We start from the raw sequence: 14,422 nt of genomic DNA on the forward strand, positions 1-14,422 counted from the left end.
CCCCTGCTTGGAGGGCCCAGGACGGTCGGTTAGAGTTCTCCACGCACTGCGGATGTGGCTCAGTGGTAGAGCATCACCTTGCCAAGGTGAGGGTCGCGGGTTCGAATCCCGTCATCCGCTCGGAACCTCGGGCGCTGGTCGAGAGACTGGCGCCCGCGTGCGGTGGAGTGGCCGAGAGGCGAGGCAACGGCCTGCAAAGCCGTCTACACGGGTTCAAATCCCGTCTCCACCTCGTTCTCCTCACGCGGAGCACGAGCGCGGAGGAGGGACCGGTCGCGAGGCCGGGCCGGGCGATTGGCGCAGCGGTAGCGCGCTTCCCTGACACGGAAGAGGTCACTGGTTCGATCCCAGTATCGCCCACCAGCAAAGCCGCAGGTCAGAGCCCCAGCCCACCAGGGCTGGGGCTCTCTTGCTTTCCGGGCGTGTGTAAGGCGTGGGTCGCGGCGCCGGGGTCGCTCGCCCACGCAGCCCGCACGCTTTCGTGCGCGTCCGGCGACAGGTGCGCGTACACGCTGATCAGCCGCGCCGACGAGTGGCCGAGGATCTTCTGGATCTCCCGGTCTGGCACGCCCGCCTGCACCAGCCACGACGCACACGTGTGTCGCATCAGGTACGGCTTCCCCGGCGCAACGCCCGCCTCCCGCAGCGCCGGATCCCACACGCGGCGAGCGAAGTTGCGGTCCTCCACGCGCCCACCTTCCGGCGCGGTGAACAACGGCCCGGTCGCACGATCCCCCGCCCACCGCCACAGCAGGTCCCCGACCTCCGGCGGGAACGGGACCAGCCGCGACGCCGACTCGGTCTTGCCGCCGTCCCGCATCCCGTACCGCGTGTTCACCTGCTCCACCCGGACCAGGCCTCGGTCGAAGTCGATGTGCTCCACGTCGAGGCCGGCGAGCTCCCCAGGTCTCAGACCGGAGAAGCAGCCGAGCCCGACGAACGCCTGCCACATCGGCGCCAGCGGATCCGGCTCCGTCCGGTCGGTGCGCGGCACCTGTAGGGTGCGGTTGGCGAGCGCCAACTGAATGCGGTCGTACTCGTGGCGCGTCAGCCACCGCTCCGCAGGCTTCACGATCCTCGGCAGCGTCACCTCCACACACGGCGAGGCGTGCAGCTTGTTCGACAGCACCGCGTCCGCGAGCATCTTCGACAGCAGGTTGTACGCCGCCGAGATCGTCGGAGCCCCCAGCCCGGCGTCCGCCATGTCGTTCACCCACGCCTGCACGTCCAGGCGGTCGATCTGCGCCAGCGGCCACGACGCCCACCGCGGCTTGATGTGGATGCGCCAGTGGGAGTCGTTCTTCGCGGCCGTGTTCGGTGCCACCCGCCGGGCCGCGAACCACTTCGCTGCCCAGTCTCCCACGGTCAGCTTGCCGTCCACGACGACAGAAGAGCCGCGGGCGAACGTGGCTTCGAGGTCGCGAGCCTTCTGCTCCACGACTCGCTTGAGGGGGTCGGTGATGCTTCGGCGCGAGCCGTCCGGTAGCCGGACCTTGGTGTTCCAGCTACCGGACGGGAGCTTTGTCGGCTTGGGTGCCATGCCCCATTCTCTCAGGCCGACAGGCGCGTGTCCGTGATCGCGGCGATAGCGGCGTCCTGATCCGCGTCCGACGCCGCACGGATGCGCGCCCGGAACATCGGCACGTCGACCCCGCAGAACTCGGCCATCGCCTCGAGGTCGAGACAGCCGGCCCACGCCTCGGCGAACATGGCCGAGGGGATCAGCATCAGCGCCGCCCAGTCGGTAGCGGTCCATCACGGCTGGGCGTGTGTGTTGGCAAAGGTCGACGTGTGTAAATCATGTGTAAGCACTTCCACATACCTAGGCATATAGAACCGATGTAGTGGGATGAACGACCAGCTCAGCGCGTTGCCGCAGGTCAGCGCGATGCCCTGGCTTCCCTGACACGGAAGAGGTCACTGGTTCGATCCCAGTATCGCCCACCACGCCCCACCTGCGGTCCGCCGCCGGTGGGGCTTTCCGCATTGCGCAGGCCGGCCTCGGACCCAGGTGGTCCCCCGGCGCCCGGGCACCTAGCCTCGGTGTCGTGCCCGATGCCCGCCCGGTCAGCGACGAGGACGGGGAGCGCATCACCGCCGCGCTCGCCGGCGTGCGCGCCGCCCAGGACGAACTGGAGCGGGCCGTCGCCCAGGCCCTCGGGAGCGGGGCGTCCGTACGGGCGGTGTCCGAGCTCGGGCTCTCCCCGAACACGGTGCAGAAGTACGGACGCGCCCACGGCTGGCCCACCGAGGAGAACCGCGCTCGCTTCAACGAATCCCGATGGGACCGGTACGGCCGCGAGGAGGGCGAGAGGCACCGCTGAGGGGGCGACTCCCGCCAGCCGCAGTGTGGACCGACGAGAGCCTGACCCGGAGGCTGCGGTGTTCAACCCCCTTGGCTGGTCCCGACCCTACGGAGTTCCCGACCGCGGCGCGCTCACCTCAGCAGGTGCTCACACGCTGACCGTCCGGTCGGGTCACCCGGACGTCTCGCCCGGCCCGTCCGGGGACGGCAGGACGCCGGTGTGCACCAGGGTGTCCGCGATCTCGCGCACCTTGGTGTTGGTGCGCATCGAGACCTGGGCGAGCAGCTGGAAGGCCTGGTCAGCGGTGAGCTTGTGCCGCTCCATGAGGATGCCTTTCGCCTGGTCGATGACGGCGCGGGACTCGATCGCCGCCTGCAGGTTGTCGGCGAGATCCCGGGCGGTGCTGTACGCGTGGATGTTGCCCAGCGCCACCGCGGCGTACGGGCCGAAGCGGGTGGCTTCGGCCTTGCTGTCCTCGTCGAAGGCGCGCGGGCGACGGGCGTAGATGTTCAGCGCGCCGATCATGTCGTCGTCGATCGCCAGGGGCACCGACAGGGAGCTGAGGTTGCCGTGCTCGGCTGCCCGGCGCGAGTACTCGGCCCACCGGGACTCGATGCGGGTGTCGAGGATCTCGACCAGCTCTCCGGTCGCGGCCGCATGCAGGCAGGGCCCGGCGTCCTGGCTGTACTGGACCTCGTCCAGCGCGGTGGCGAGCTCGCCGGTGGACACCATCGTCGACGGCCGATTCTGGACCCTGACGTAGATCGACGCCTCGGGGTCGCCGGGCAGGACGGACTTGGACAGGTCCACCACCCGCTGCAGGAGGGCCTCGAGGGGCTGGCCGCGAAGACTGAGCCGGCCGAGCTGCTCGAGCGCCTCGTCGGCGCGGCTCGAACGGGACGCATGGTTGCTGGACACAGGCCTCGGCCTCCGGATAGGCACCGGGGCGGATGACCTCGGCAGGACCCCGAACGATTCGGGACCCGCACGCGCGCGCCGACTGTGTGACGCAGACGGCCTCAGACTAGACCAGGCCGATCGCGAGCGATACGGCCGCTCGCAGCGTCGAGGCGCGGTAGCCCGAGGTCAGGCACGCGCCGGTTCCACGCGTTCCCGCCAGAACCGGTCCACCTGCTCGGCCAGCTGTTCCCGGCTGCCGCTGTTGTCCAGCACGACGTCCGCGACGGCCCGCCGCTGCTCGTCGGTGGCCTGGGCGTCGATGCGCGCCCGGGCGTCGTCCTCGGTCATGCCGCGCTCCACGAGCCGCGCCAGGCGGGTGGGCAGGTCGACCTCGACGACGAGCACGAGGTCGTAGGAGCCGGCCTGCCCGGTCTCCACCAGGAGCGGCACGTCGTTGACGATGACGGCGTCCTGCGGCGCGGCCGCGGTCAGCCGGCCCGCCGTCTCGCGCACCAGCGGATGAATGATGCCGTCCAGCCGGGCCCGTGCGGCCGGGTCGGCGAAGACGACTCCGGCCAGGGCGGGGCGGTCCAGCGTGCCGTCCGCCGTCAGGACGCCGTCGCCGAACGCCTCGACCACCGCGGCCAGCCCTGCGGTGCCCGGCTCCACGACCTCCCGTGCGATGCGGTCGGCGTCGATGACGATCGCCCCGCGGGACGCCAGCAGGGCCGAGACGGTGCTCTTGCCCGAGCCGATCCCACCGGTCAGTCCGATCCGCAGCATGTGCGCAGAGTAGCGACCGGGCGGGGGGCAGATCACGGAGAGGTAACACGCGGCGATGTCTCCCGCGCGTCGCACCAGTCACACCAGTCACACGACCTAACGTCCGACCCGGCGATCTTCCCCGCCGAGAGAGGCAGAACCACCATGTCCCGTCACAGTCCTGCTGGCGCCCCGTCGACCCGCGCTGCCCGTCGTGGCGCCGGCCGTCACCGCGTGGGTGCGCCCACCGGCGTGCGGTGCTCGGACATCCCCGCCGTCCGCGAGCGCATGGAGTTCCAGCGGCCGGTCGCCGGCCCGCGCAACTCCTTCCTCCGCTGGCTGGTGCAGACGCCCCCGGCCGGCCGGCACACCTGGTCGTTCCTCGCCGGCAACGGCGGCCGGCCCCGCACCGCGTTCGCCATCATCCTCAGCCTCTAGCCGGGCCCGCCTCCCTCGCCGACGCCGCGAGAGGCCCCGTGGACCACTGGTCCACGGGGCCTCTGGCGTGTCCGGAGGTCGGCGCAGCCCGGAGAACGCCGAAGGCCCAGGACCACGTGGGTCCTGGGCCTCCGGGGTGTCAGGGCGCAGCGATCAGCACCCGACCTGGGTCACTCGCCGCCGGCCAGCTTGGCCCGCAGTGCGGCCAGGGCCTCGTCGCTGGCCAGGGTGCCGCCGGTGCTGGCCGGGGCGTCGGGGCCAGCAGCGTCGTCGCTGGAGTAGCTGCCACCGGCGGCAGCCTCGGCGTCGGCCTCCTTGGCCGCCGCGATCTGCTTCTGGTGCGCCTCGAAGCGGGCCTGGGCCTCGGCGTACTGCCGCTCCCACTCCTCGCGCTGGGACTCGAAGCCTTCGCGCCACTCGCCCGTGTCGGGGTCGAAGCCCTCGGGGTACAGGTAGTTGCCCTCGGCGTCGTAGGACGCGGCCATGCCGTAGGCGGCCGGATCGAACTGCTCGTCCTCGCCGACGGTGCCCTCGTTGGCCTGCTTGAGGGACAGCGAGATCCGGCGCCGGTCCAGGTCGATGTCGATGACCTTGACCAGGAGCTCGTCGCCGACCTGCACGACCTGCTCGGGGATCTCGACGTGGCGCTCGGCCAGCTCGGAGATGTGCACCAGGCCCTCGATGCCCTCGTCGACGCGCACGAACGCACCGAAGGGAACGAGCTTGGTGACCTTGCCCGGGACGACCTGCCCGATCTGGTGGGTGCGGGCGAACTGACGCCACGGGTCCTCCTGCGTCGCCTTCAGCGACAGGGAGACCCGCTCGCGGTCCAGGTCGACGTCGAGGACCTCGACGGTGACCTCCTGGCCCACCTCGACGACCTCGGACGGGTGGTCGATGTGCTTCCAGGACAGCTCGGAGACGTGCACGAGGCCGTCCACGCCGCCCAGGTCGACGAACGCACCGAAGTTGACGATCGAGGACACGACACCCGTGCGGACCTGACCCTTGGCGAGCTTGTTGAGGAACTCGCTGCGGACCTCGGACTGCGTCTGCTCCAGCCACTGGCGCCGGGAGAGGACGACGTTGTTGCGGTTCTTGTCGAGCTCGATGATCTTCGCCTCGAGCTCACGGCCCACGTAGGGCTGCAGGTCGCGCACGCGGCGCATCTCGACCAGCGACGCCGGGAGGAACCCGCGGAGGCCGATGTCGAGGATGAGGCCACCCTTGACGACCTCGATGACGGTGCCGGTGACGACCTCGTCGGCTTCCTTCTTGGCCTCGATCGTGCCCCAGGCGCGCTCGTACTGTGCGCGCTTCTTGGAGAGGATCAGCCGCCCTTCCTTGTCCTCCTTCTGGAGAACCAGGGCTTCCACCTCGTCGCCGACCTTGACGACCTCGTTGGGGTCGACGTCGTGCTTGATGGAGAGCTCGCGCGAGGGGATGACGCCCTCGGTCTTGTAGCCGATGTCCAGCAGCACCTCGTCCCGGTCGACCTTGACGATGACGCCCTCGACGATGTCGCCGTCGTTGAAGTACTTGATCGTCTGGTCGATGGCAGCGAGGAAGTCCTCGGCGCTGCCGATGTCGTTGATGGCGACCTGGGGGGTGCTGGAAGGACGGACCTGAGTGGAGGTCATGTGGTTGGTTGCTCCGGACGGTTTATGCGTAGGGACAGGACGACCCGCGACCGGCAGGCCACGGGGGATGTTCAGCGGGGAGAGCCGGCTCTGGCGTTCCGTGTGGGGAAAACCACGACAGACCTCTGGCGCATCCCCCATGGTACGGACGTCGCGACCCCCGGGTCCACCTGGGTCCGTGCGCGCTACCGGCCGTCGCGGCGTGTCACCATCGGCGTGTCATGAGCGCCTCCCCCTCCCCCGGTGCCGGGCCGCTGCCGCTCGGTGGCGACGGATATCCCGCAGCCGGCGGGGTGGCCCGCCGGCCTGCCGGCCAGGACGAGTCGGCCCGGGCCAGCCGCCGGTGGTGGGACGCCGCCGCACCGGCCTACCTCGCCGAGCACGGCTCCGACCTCGGGGACGTCGACTTCCTGTGGTGTCCGGAGGGGCTCCGGGAGGCCGACGCCCGCCTGCTCGGTGACGTCCGCGGGCGGCGGGTGCTGGAGGTCGGGTGCGGGTCGGCGCCGTGCGCTCGCTGGCTGGCGCGACAAGGCGCCGACGTCATCGCGACGGACATCTCGGGCGGCATGCTGGACCGCGCCGCCGAGCTCAACCGCACCACCGGGGTCGCCGTCCCCCTGCTGCAGGCCGACGCCGGGGCCCTCCCCCTGGCCGACGCCGGTATCGACGTCGTCTGCTCCGCGTTCGGCGGTCTGCCCTTCGTCGCCGACGCGGGCGCGGTGCTGGCCGAGATCGCGCGGGTGCTGCGGCCCGGCGGCCGCTTCGTCGCATCGGTGAACCACCCGCTGCGCTGGGTCTTCCCCGACTCCCCCGACCCCGACGACCTCCGGGTCACCTCGTCCTACTTCGACCGCCGGCCCTACGTCGAGACCGACGGATCAGGTCGCACGGTGTACGTCGAGCACCACCGCACCGTCGGCGACTGGGTGCGCGCGGTCGTGGGCGCCGGCCTGGTGCTGGAGGACCTCATCGAGCCCGAGTGGACGCCGGGCCGCACGGAGACGTGGGGTCAGTGGTCCCCCGAGCGCGGCGCCCTGATCCCCGGGACGCTCGTCCTGGTCTGCCGCCGACCCTGAACCTCTAGTCGAGGCTGAAGCGTGGCTGTCGGCGCAGCCACCGGCGCGCCCGCCGAGCACCCCGCAGCCGCACGACGACGACCCCTCGCGACGCCGCGCCGGCCAGTTCGGCCTCGGTGCGCCGCCGCTTGGCCCAGAACTCCCGGCTGAGCACGATGCGCAGTGGATGCGAGGCGTGCAGCCACATCGCGAAGCTCTCCCGGTTGCCGTTCCAGTAGGCGCGGCCGGTGACCGCCCGGACGACCGACCGGCGCAGCAGCCGCCAGGCGACCACCGGGAACGGGTGGTCGAGCCACACCACGGCCTCGGCCGCGGCCAGGAGGTTCGCCTTCACGGGCCGGTACTGGTACTCGGTCACCCACCGACCCGTTGCGAGCATCGCGTCGACGTCGGCCCGGAACTCGGGCCGGGGCACCCAGCCGGGACCGTGCCAGAGCGCATCCAGCTCTGTGTGCGGGACGCCGAGCAGCTCGGCCAGCGCCCGAGCCATCGTCGTCTTCCCCGCGCCACTGCTCCCGGCGACCAGCACCCGCTGGAGGCCCGCGAGGGACCCCTCGTTCAGTGGGCTGCGTCGTTCCAGGTGCGGCCGAAGCCGACCGAGACCTCCAGCGGCACCGAGAGGCTGGCGGCGCCGGCCATCTCGCGGCGGACCACGGCTTCCAGGGCGTCCTTCTCCCCCGGCGCCACCTCGAGCACCAGTTCGTCGTGCACCTGGAGCAGCATCCGGGACCTCAGCCCCTCGGCGGCGATCGCCTGCTCGACGTTGAGCATCGCCACCTTGATGACGTCGGCCGCCGAACCCTGGATCGGGGCGTTGAGCGCCATGCGCTCCGCCATCTCGCGGCGCTGCCGGTTGTCGCTGGTGAGGTCGGGCAGGTAGCGGCGCCGGCCCAGCGTGGTCTCCGTGTAACCGGTGAGCCGGGCCTCGTCGACGACGGTCTCCAGGTACTCCTTGATGCCGCCGAAGCGCTCGAAGTAGGCGTCCATCTGACGCTTCGCCTCGTCGGTGGAGATGCGCAGCTGCTGGGACAGCCCGTAGGCGCTCAAGCCGTACGCCAGGCCGTAGCTCATCGCCTTGATCCGGCGGCGCATCTCCGGGTCGACCTCGGAGATCGGGATGTCGAAGGCGCGCGAGGCGACGAAGGAGTGCAGGTCCTCCCCCGACATGAACGCCTCGATAAGCCCCTCGTCGCCGGAGAGGTGGGCCATGATCCGCATCTCGATCTGGCTGTAGTCCGCCGTCATCAGCGACTCGTACCCCGACCCGACGACGAACGCCTGCCGGATCCGGCGCCCCTCCGCGGTGCGGATCGGGATGTTCTGCAGGTTCGGGTCGGTCGAGGACAGCCGCCCGGTGGCGGCGATCGTCTGCTGGAACGTGGTGTGGATCCGCGAGGCGTCGTCGACCATCGGGATCAGCCCGTCGATGACCGTGCGCAGGCGGGTCACATCGCGGTGCCGGAGCAGGTGCTCGAGGAACGGGTGGCCGGTCGAGGCCAGCAGCGAGGTCAGCGCCTCGGCGTCGGTGGTGTAGCCGGTCTTGTTCTTCTTCGTCTTGGGCAGGCCCAGCTCGTCGAAGAGCACCGTCTGGAGCTGCTTGGGTGACCCCAGGTTCACCTCGCGGCCGATGACCGCGTAGCACTCGGCGGCCGCGGCGGCGACGCCCTCGGCGAACTCGCGCTGCAGGTCGTGCAGGAAGTCCAGGTCGACGGCGATGCCGCGGTACTCCATGGCGGCCAGCACCCGCGTCAGCGGCAGCTCGATGCCACCGAGCAGCGCGTCGCCGCCCTTCGAGGCCAGCACCTGCTCGAGGGCGTCGGACAGGTCGTTGACCGCCACCGCCTTGAGGACGTCGGCGTGCGCGGCCTCGCGGGCGACGTCGTCGTCGGTGGGGCCGAGCCCGTCGAGGGTGAGCTGACCCTCCGGCTCGGCGGTGTCCTTGAGCTCGCGGCGCAGGTAGCGCACCGCGAGGTCGCCCAGGTCGAACGAGCGCTGCCCCGGCAGGGCGAGGTAGGCCGCCAGCGCGGTGTCGCTGACCGTCCCGGCCAGCTCCCAGCCGCGGGACCAGATCGCCAGCAGCGGGCCCTTGACCTCGTGCACCACCTTGGTTCGGTCCGGGTCGGCCAGCCACGCGGCCAGCGCCTGCTCGTCAGCGACGTCCAGGCCGGGACCGAGATCGACGAAGGTGGCGTGGTCGTTCCCGCCGGCCAGGCCGAGGCCGGTGAGCTCACCGGTGCCCCGCCCCCAGGTGCCGCGGAAGATCACGCCGGTGCGGCCACGCGCGTGCGTGTCCAGCCACTCCGCCAGTTCGCCGCGCGCGAGCTCGTCGAGGTCGACCTCGAAGCCGCCCTCGACCTCGGGCTCGGCGCTGGTCAGCGTCGCGAACAGCCGGTCGCGCAGCACGCGGAACTGCAGGTTGTCGAAGAGGGTGTGCACCTCGTTGCGGTCCCATGGCTGGACCGCGAGGTCCTGCGGCCCCAGCTCCAGCTCGACCGCACGGTCGAGCTCGGTGAGCCGACGGTTCTGCAGGACCGAGGAGAGGTGCTCGCGCAGCTTCTCCCCCACCTTGCCCTTGACCGTGTCGACCTGGTCGACGAGCGCGTCGAGCGAGCCGTACTCCCGCACCCACTTCGCGGCGGTCTTCTCCCCGACGCTGGGGATGCTGGGCAGGTTGTCGCTCGGGTCCCCCCGCAGCGCGGCGAAGTCGGGGTACTGCGCCGGGGTGAGTCCGTACTTCTCCTCCACCGCCGCCGGGGTGAAGCGGGTCATGTCCGAGACGCCCTTGCGGGGGTAGAGCACCGTGACGTGGTCGTTGACCAGCTGCAGCGCGTCGCGGTCGCCGGTGGCGATCAGCACGTCCATGCCCTGCTCGACGGCCTGCACGGTGAGCGTGGCGATGACGTCGTCGGCCTCGTAGCCCTCGGCGGTGATGACCGGGACGTGCAGCGCGGCCAGCACCTCCTGGACCAGGCTGACCTGCCCGCGGAAGTCCGTCGGGCTCTCCGACCGGTTCGCCTTGTACTCGGCGAAGATCTCGCTGCGGAACGTCTTGCGCCCCACGTCGAAGGCCACGGCGAGGTGGGTGGGCTGCTCGTCGCGCAGGATGTTGATCAGCATCGACGTGAAGCCGTAGACGGCGTTCGTCGGCTGGCCGGTCGTGGTCGAGAAGTTCTCCACAGGCAGCGCGAAGAAGGCCCGGTACGCCAGGGAGTGCCCGTCGAGCAGCAGCAGGCGGGGGCGTGTCCCGGGCCTCGAGGGGACGGCGGGCGCAGGACTGGTGGACACAGTGGTGGAGACCGGAGCGGACATCGCCGCCGATCGTAGTTGCGGGCACCGACACGCGAAGGCCCCCGCCGGGCCGGGGATACGGTGCCGGGGTGAGCACCTCTCCCCCCGACTGGCTGCCCGGCAGCATGCGGAGCCCGCTGGACGACAAGCTCGGCATCGAGATCGTCGACTTCGACCCCGACCGCCTGGTCGCGACCATGCCGGTGGCGGGCAACGAGCAGCCCTTCGGCCTGCTGCACGGCGGCGCCACCTGCGCGCTGGTCGAGACGATCGGCTCGGTCGCCGCGGCGATCGGTGCGGGGCCGGACAAGCAGGTGGTCGGCATCGAGCTCAACGCCAGCTACCTGCGAGCGGCGACCTCCGGCACGGTGACGGCGGTGTGCACGCCGGTGCGCCGCGGCCGCACGCTGTCGACCTTCCTCGTCCAGGTGAGCGACGACGCGGGCAACCCGACCGCCACGGCCCGGCTGACCTGCATGACGCTCAGCGCGCGGCAGTAGCCGAGGGCAGCGGGGGCACCGAGCGCCGCCGGCCCACGCCGGGCACCCGCCGCGGCAGCGGGAGGATCCCCAGCCGGCGCCGCTGCCAGGCCGCCAGCGAGCGGCCGAGCGTGTTGACCGACGCGATGCGCCGCGTCGTCAGCGGCGCGAACCCCATGCGCGCGAAGAAGCGCTGCCGGTCGGCGTCCTGGGGCACGGCGGCCACCACGTAGGCCGCGCCGGTGTCCGCGGCGTAGGCCGCGGCGGCGGCCAGGAGTGCCGCGCCGACCCCGGACCGGCGGTGCTCGCGGTGCACCACGAACGAGTCCACGGTGACCTGCGGCGTGCCCAGGACCAGGGACAGGGGGTCCACCCCCAGCACGGCCAGGCCCACGCCGGCGCCGACCTCCTCGGTACCGCCGTCGGCGGCCGGCAGGACCGCCAGCACGACGCGGTGCCCGGGATCGGCGAGCAGGCGGCGGAACCCTGCCCCGGCGGCGTGCACCGGCGGATGACCGGTCAGCACCTCTTCGGCGTGGGCCTCGATCCGGTGCTGGCGGACCAGGTCCAGGACCATGGACAGGTCCTCGGGACGGGCAACCCGCGTGACGACCCTGGACCGCGATGCAGACCCTGGCACAGCTGCCTCCCCCTACCGAGTTGAGCGCAGGGTGCACCCGTGAGCACGGTCGGTACCGGCGGCGCGCCGTCCTGTGTGACGAACGGGACGCGCGGTGCGAGATGCGACCGGACGGTGAGCGACCACGCCGTCGACCCCGGGGCCGGACGCGACGGGGCCCGGACGTCGCGGGACGTCCGGGCCTCGTCGTACGGGACCGCTCAGGACCTCAGACGTCGCCGCCGAGGTAGGCCGCACGCACGCTGTCGTCCGCGGCGAGCTCGCGCCCCGTACCGGTGCGCACGATCTCCCCTGTCTCCAGGATGTACGCGCTGTCGGCGATCTTCAGCGCCTGGGCGGCGTTCTGCTCCACCAGCAGGATGGTGGTGCCCTGCTCCCGGATGTCCATGATGATCGAGAAGATCTGCTGGATCAGCTTCGGGGCCAGCCCCATCGAGGGTTCGTCGAGCAGCATCAGGGTCGGCCGCGACATCAGCGCCCGTCCGATGGCCAGCATCTGCTGCTCGCCGCCCGACATCGTCCCGGCCGCCTGGTCGCGCCGTTCGTAGAGCCTCGGGAAGAGGCCGAAGACCCGCTCCAGGTCCGCCGCGCGTGTCTTCGCCCGGTCCGGCCGCGCGTACGCGCCCATGTCCAGGTTCTCGACGACGCTCATGCCCGGGAAGATCCGCCGCCCCTCGGGCGCCTGGCTGATCCCCAGGGGCACGCGCTCGTGGGAGGCCATGTGCGTGATGTCGCGGTCCTGGAAGCGGACCGACCCGGCACGCACCTTGCGCAGCCCCGACAGGGTCTTCAGCGTCGTGGTCTTCCCGGCGCCGTTGGCCCCGATGAGCGTGACCACCGAACCCTGCTCGACGGAGAAGGTGATGTCCCGGATGGCCTCGATGCGCCCGTAGTTGACGAACAGCCCCTCGACATCGAGCAGCATCAGGACTCCATCTCCTCGTCCACCTCGTCGACCTCGGTGCCGAGGTAGGCCGCGATCACCGCCGGGTCGTTGCGGATCTCGGCGGGCGTCCCCTCGGCGATCTTGCGGCCGAACTCCAGCACGGCCAGCCGGTCGCTGACCCCCATGACCAGGCCCATGTCGTGCTCGATGAGCAGCACGGTGAGCCCGCGGACGTCACGGATCCGCCGGATGAGGTCCATGAGCTGCGCCTTCTCGGCCGGGTTGAAGCCGGCGGCAGGCTCGTCCAGGCAGAGCAACCGCGGCTTGGTGGCCATGGCGCGGGCGATCTCCAGCCGGCGCTGGTCGCCGTAGGAGAGGTTGCGCGCCAGTTCGTCCGCCTTGCGTTCCAGGCCGAGGAACCTCATGACCTCGCGGGCGGTCTCCTCGCCTTCACGCTCCTCGCGACGGTGGCGCGGCGACCGGATCAGCGCGTCGATCACGTTGGTCCGGTGATGCGCGTCGGCGCCGACCAGCACGTTCTCCAGCGCCGTCATGTTGCCGAACAGCCGGATGTTCTGGAACGTGCGCGCGATGCCCAGGCGAGTGATCGCGAAGCGCTTGCGCTTGCCCAGCGGTTCCCCCGCGAAGCGGACCTCGCCCGAGGTGGGCTGGTAGACGCCGGTCATCACGTTGAAGCAGGTCGTCTTGCCGGCCCCGTTGGGCCCGATGAGCCCGAGGATCTCGCCCTCGCGCACGTCGAAGCTCACCCCGTCCAGCGCCTTCAGCCCGCCGAACTGGATGCTGACGTCGTCCACGGACAGCAGCGCGGCGCCGTCGCGGGGGGTGGGCTCCCCGGTCATGGCGGTGCTAGGCACGGACGTTTCCCTCCTCGAGGGCGTCGAGTTGTTCGTCGACCGCCTGCGCGCGCTTGGTACGGCGCGGCGGGAGCAGCCCCTGCGGCCGGAAGTTCGACAGCAGCAGCAGCGCGACCCCGAACACCAGCAGTCGCCACTCCTCGAAGCCGCGGAACCGCTCCGGCAGGTAGGCCACCACGATGGCACCCAGGATCACGCCGTAGCGGTTCCCCGCGCCACCCACGACCACCGCGGCCAGGAACAGGATCGAGAGCAGGAGCAGGAAGGACTCGGGGTTGATGAACCCCTGGCGCGACGCGAACAGCGCACCGGAGAGGCCGCCGATGAAGGCACCGGTGGCGAAGGCGAGCAGCTTGAACCGGAAGGTCGGCACGCCCATGAGCTCGGCGGCGTCCTCGTCCTCCCGGGTGGCCTCCCAGGCCCGCCCCACCCGGGACAGCCGCATCATCCGGTCGGCGCCCAGCACGATGAAGATCAACGTCAGCGCGAGCCAGTAGTAGGGCGCCTGGTCGGCCACGCCGAACTTCAGGAACGTCGTCGTGTCGTCGAGGTCGATGACCGCCCGCGCGCCCTCCCACTCCAGGTGGGGCACGTCGAAGAGCTCGACGCTGGGCGGGCGCGGTACGCCGGTGATGCCCTTGGCCGCGCCCAGCCACTGGGTGTTGAGCGCCGTGAGCCGGATGATCTCGCCGAAGCCGAGGGTCACGATCGCGAGGTAGTCACCGCGCACCCGCAGCGTGGGCCACCCCAGGAGGAGACCGGAGATGGTGGTGATGACCACGGCCAGCGGGATCAGCACCCACCACGACAGCTGCGCCTGGAGCGAGCCGAACACCGCCACCGTGTAGGCGCCGATGGCGTAGAAGCCCACGTAGCCCAGGTCCAGCAGGCCCGCGTAGCCCAGGACGATGTTGAGCCCGAGGGCCACCAGCACGTAACTGGCCACGGTGAAGAGCACGGCGCCGAAGTCGGTCCGCGGAGTGCTGATGATCGGCAGCTCCAGCAGCGGCAGCGCGTACAGGAACAGGACCAGCAGTCCGATCAGTGCCCACTTCACCGGGCGGGGCAGGGCGGTCACGCGGCGCGCGAAGGCGCCGCGGTCCCAGCCCAGCCGGGGTCCCCAGGACATGGA

At 71.3% G+C, this 14,422-nt stretch carries 15 protein-coding genes and 3 tRNA genes; 7 read left to right on the forward strand and 11 right to left on the reverse strand.

Annotated features, from left to right (window positions below):
• The first annotated feature begins 48 nt into the window (after positions 1-48).
• The 3 genes from BN344_RS00750 (at position 49) to BN344_RS00760 (ending at position 363) form a co-directional block, all read left to right on the forward strand.
• A tRNA-Gly gene (locus tag BN344_RS00750) sits at positions 49-120 on the forward strand.
• 41 nt (positions 121-161) lie between these two features.
• Positions 162-232: transfer RNA gene (locus BN344_RS00755), tRNA-Cys, on the forward strand.
• 56 nt (positions 233-288) lie between these two features.
• A tRNA-Val gene (locus BN344_RS00760) sits at positions 289-363 on the forward strand.
• A gap of 13 nt (positions 364-376) precedes the next feature.
• Here the strand turns inward: BN344_RS00760 and BN344_RS00765 are convergent.
• Together BN344_RS00765 and BN344_RS20030 are read right to left on the reverse strand one after the other, a co-directional pair.
• Positions 377-1,540, reverse strand: a complete 1,164-nt coding sequence (locus tag BN344_RS00765; protein ID WP_166518171.1) for a tyrosine-type recombinase/integrase — start codon at positions 1,538-1,540, stop codon at positions 377-379.
• Positions 1,541-1,551: 11 nt separating this feature from the next.
• Positions 1,552-1,728, reverse strand: coding sequence for a hypothetical protein (locus BN344_RS20030; protein WP_166518172.1), 177 nt, complete (start codon positions 1,726-1,728; stop codon positions 1,552-1,554).
• A gap of 320 nt (positions 1,729-2,048) precedes the next feature.
• Between BN344_RS20030 and BN344_RS00775 the strand changes: the two genes are divergently transcribed.
• A complete protein-coding gene (locus BN344_RS00775) occupies positions 2,049-2,324 on the forward strand; it encodes a hypothetical protein (RefSeq protein ID WP_040336640.1) in 276 nt (91 codons plus the stop codon).
• Positions 2,325-2,477: 153 nt separating this feature from the next.
• Here the strand turns inward: BN344_RS00775 and BN344_RS00780 are convergent, their stop codons facing one another.
• Both BN344_RS00780 and coaE read right to left on the reverse strand, forming a co-directional pair.
• Positions 2,478-3,224: a GAF and ANTAR domain-containing protein gene (locus tag BN344_RS00780; RefSeq protein ID WP_040336641.1), complete on the reverse strand. Its 747-nt coding sequence runs from the start codon at positions 3,222-3,224 to the stop codon at positions 2,478-2,480.
• Between the two features lie 168 nt (positions 3,225-3,392).
• Positions 3,393-3,989: a dephospho-CoA kinase gene (coaE, locus tag BN344_RS00785; protein WP_040336642.1), complete on the reverse strand. Its 597-nt coding sequence runs from the start codon at positions 3,987-3,989 to the stop codon at positions 3,393-3,395.
• A gap of 213 nt (positions 3,990-4,202) precedes the next feature.
• On the opposite strand from coaE, the gene BN344_RS00790 reads away from it, so the two are divergent.
• Entirely contained in the window at positions 4,203-4,406 is a 204-nt protein-coding gene (locus BN344_RS00790; RefSeq protein WP_231486389.1) for a hypothetical protein, read from the forward strand.
• Positions 4,407-4,576: 170 nt separating this feature from the next.
• On the opposite strand, the gene rpsA is transcribed toward BN344_RS00790, so the two are convergent.
• The gene (rpsA, locus tag BN344_RS00795) at positions 4,577-6,046 is read right to left on the reverse strand and encodes a 30S ribosomal protein S1 (RefSeq protein WP_040336644.1); all 1,470 of its coding nucleotides are present in this window, start codon (positions 6,044-6,046) and stop codon (positions 4,577-4,579) included.
• A 221-nt stretch (positions 6,047-6,267) separates the two neighbouring features.
• Here rpsA and BN344_RS00800 point away from each other — a divergent pair, with 221 nt between their 5' ends.
• Positions 6,268-7,122, forward strand: a complete 855-nt coding sequence (locus BN344_RS00800; protein WP_040336645.1) for a class I SAM-dependent methyltransferase — start codon at positions 6,268-6,270, stop codon at positions 7,120-7,122.
• Positions 7,123-7,126: 4 nt separating this feature from the next.
• On the opposite strand, the gene BN344_RS00805 is transcribed toward BN344_RS00800, so the two are convergent.
• Positions 7,127-7,612 (reverse strand): P-loop NTPase family protein, encoded by a 486-nt coding sequence (locus BN344_RS00805; RefSeq protein WP_051515652.1) that lies wholly within the window; start codon positions 7,610-7,612, stop codon positions 7,127-7,129.
• A 68-nt stretch (positions 7,613-7,680) separates the two neighbouring features.
• Entirely contained in the window at positions 7,681-10,431 is a 2,751-nt protein-coding gene (gene polA, locus BN344_RS00810; RefSeq protein ID WP_040336646.1) for a DNA polymerase I, read from the reverse strand.
• A gap of 68 nt (positions 10,432-10,499) precedes the next feature.
• Between polA and BN344_RS00815 the strand changes: the two genes are divergently transcribed.
• Complete coding sequence (locus BN344_RS00815; protein WP_040336647.1) at positions 10,500-10,910, forward strand: PaaI family thioesterase; 411 nt, start codon at positions 10,500-10,502, stop codon at positions 10,908-10,910.
• On the opposite strand, the gene BN344_RS18735 is transcribed toward BN344_RS00815, so the two are convergent.
• The 4 genes from BN344_RS18735 to BN344_RS00835 all read right to left on the reverse strand — a co-directional run bounded on the left by BN344_RS18735 (position 10,894) and on the right by BN344_RS00835 (position 14,419).
• Positions 10,894-11,466 (reverse strand): GNAT family N-acetyltransferase, encoded by a 573-nt coding sequence (locus tag BN344_RS18735; protein WP_051515384.1) that lies wholly within the window; start codon positions 11,464-11,466, stop codon positions 10,894-10,896. The genes BN344_RS00815 and BN344_RS18735 overlap by 17 nt on opposite strands.
• Positions 11,467-11,737: 271 nt before the next feature.
• Complete coding sequence (locus BN344_RS00825) at positions 11,738-12,454, reverse strand: ABC transporter ATP-binding protein (RefSeq protein ID WP_040336648.1); 717 nt, start codon at positions 12,452-12,454, stop codon at positions 11,738-11,740.
• Positions 12,454-13,290, reverse strand: a complete 837-nt coding sequence (locus BN344_RS00830) for an ABC transporter ATP-binding protein (protein WP_231486390.1) — start codon at positions 13,288-13,290, stop codon at positions 12,454-12,456. The genes BN344_RS00825 and BN344_RS00830 overlap by 1 nt, the downstream gene beginning before the upstream one ends.
• Positions 13,283-14,419: a branched-chain amino acid ABC transporter permease gene (locus BN344_RS00835; protein ID WP_051515385.1), complete on the reverse strand. Its 1,137-nt coding sequence runs from the start codon at positions 14,417-14,419 to the stop codon at positions 13,283-13,285. Before BN344_RS00835 ends, BN344_RS00830 begins: the two co-directional genes overlap by 8 nt.
• Positions 14,420-14,422 lie beyond the last annotated feature (3 nt).

This window comes from Candidatus Blastococcus massiliensis AP3 (assembly GCF_000582785.1).
Lineage (GTDB): Bacteria > Actinomycetota > Actinomycetes > Mycobacteriales > Geodermatophilaceae > Blastococcus > Blastococcus massiliensis.

Coding starts and splice junctions, on each gene's coding strand:
- BN344_RS00800 (WP_040336645.1), top strand. CDS start 6,268: ATGAGCGCCTCCCCCTCCCCCGGTGCCGGGCCGCTGCCGCTCGGTGGC.
- BN344_RS00825 (WP_040336648.1), bottom strand. CDS start 12,454: ATGCTGCTCGATGTCGAGGGGCTGTTCGTCAACTACGGGCGCATCGAG.
- BN344_RS20030 (WP_166518172.1), bottom strand. CDS start 1,728: ATGCTGATCCCCTCGGCCATGTTCGCCGAGGCGTGGGCCGGCTGTCTC.
- BN344_RS00805 (WP_051515652.1), bottom strand. CDS start 7,612: ATGGCTCGGGCGCTGGCCGAGCTGCTCGGCGTCCCGCACACAGAGCTG.
- BN344_RS00765 (WP_166518171.1), bottom strand. CDS start 1,540: ATGGCACCCAAGCCGACAAAGCTCCCGTCCGGTAGCTGGAACACCAAG.
- BN344_RS00835 (WP_051515385.1), bottom strand. CDS start 14,419: ATGTCCTGGGGACCCCGGCTGGGCTGGGACCGCGGCGCCTTCGCGCGC.
- BN344_RS18735 (WP_051515384.1), bottom strand. CDS start 11,466: ATGGTCCTGGACCTGGTCCGCCAGCACCGGATCGAGGCCCACGCCGAA.
- rpsA (WP_040336644.1), bottom strand. CDS start 6,046: ATGACCTCCACTCAGGTCCGTCCTTCCAGCACCCCCCAGGTCGCCATC.
- polA (WP_040336646.1), bottom strand. CDS start 10,431: ATGTCCGCTCCGGTCTCCACCACTGTGTCCACCAGTCCTGCGCCCGCC.
- coaE (WP_040336642.1), bottom strand. CDS start 3,989: ATGCTGCGGATCGGACTGACCGGTGGGATCGGCTCGGGCAAGAGCACC.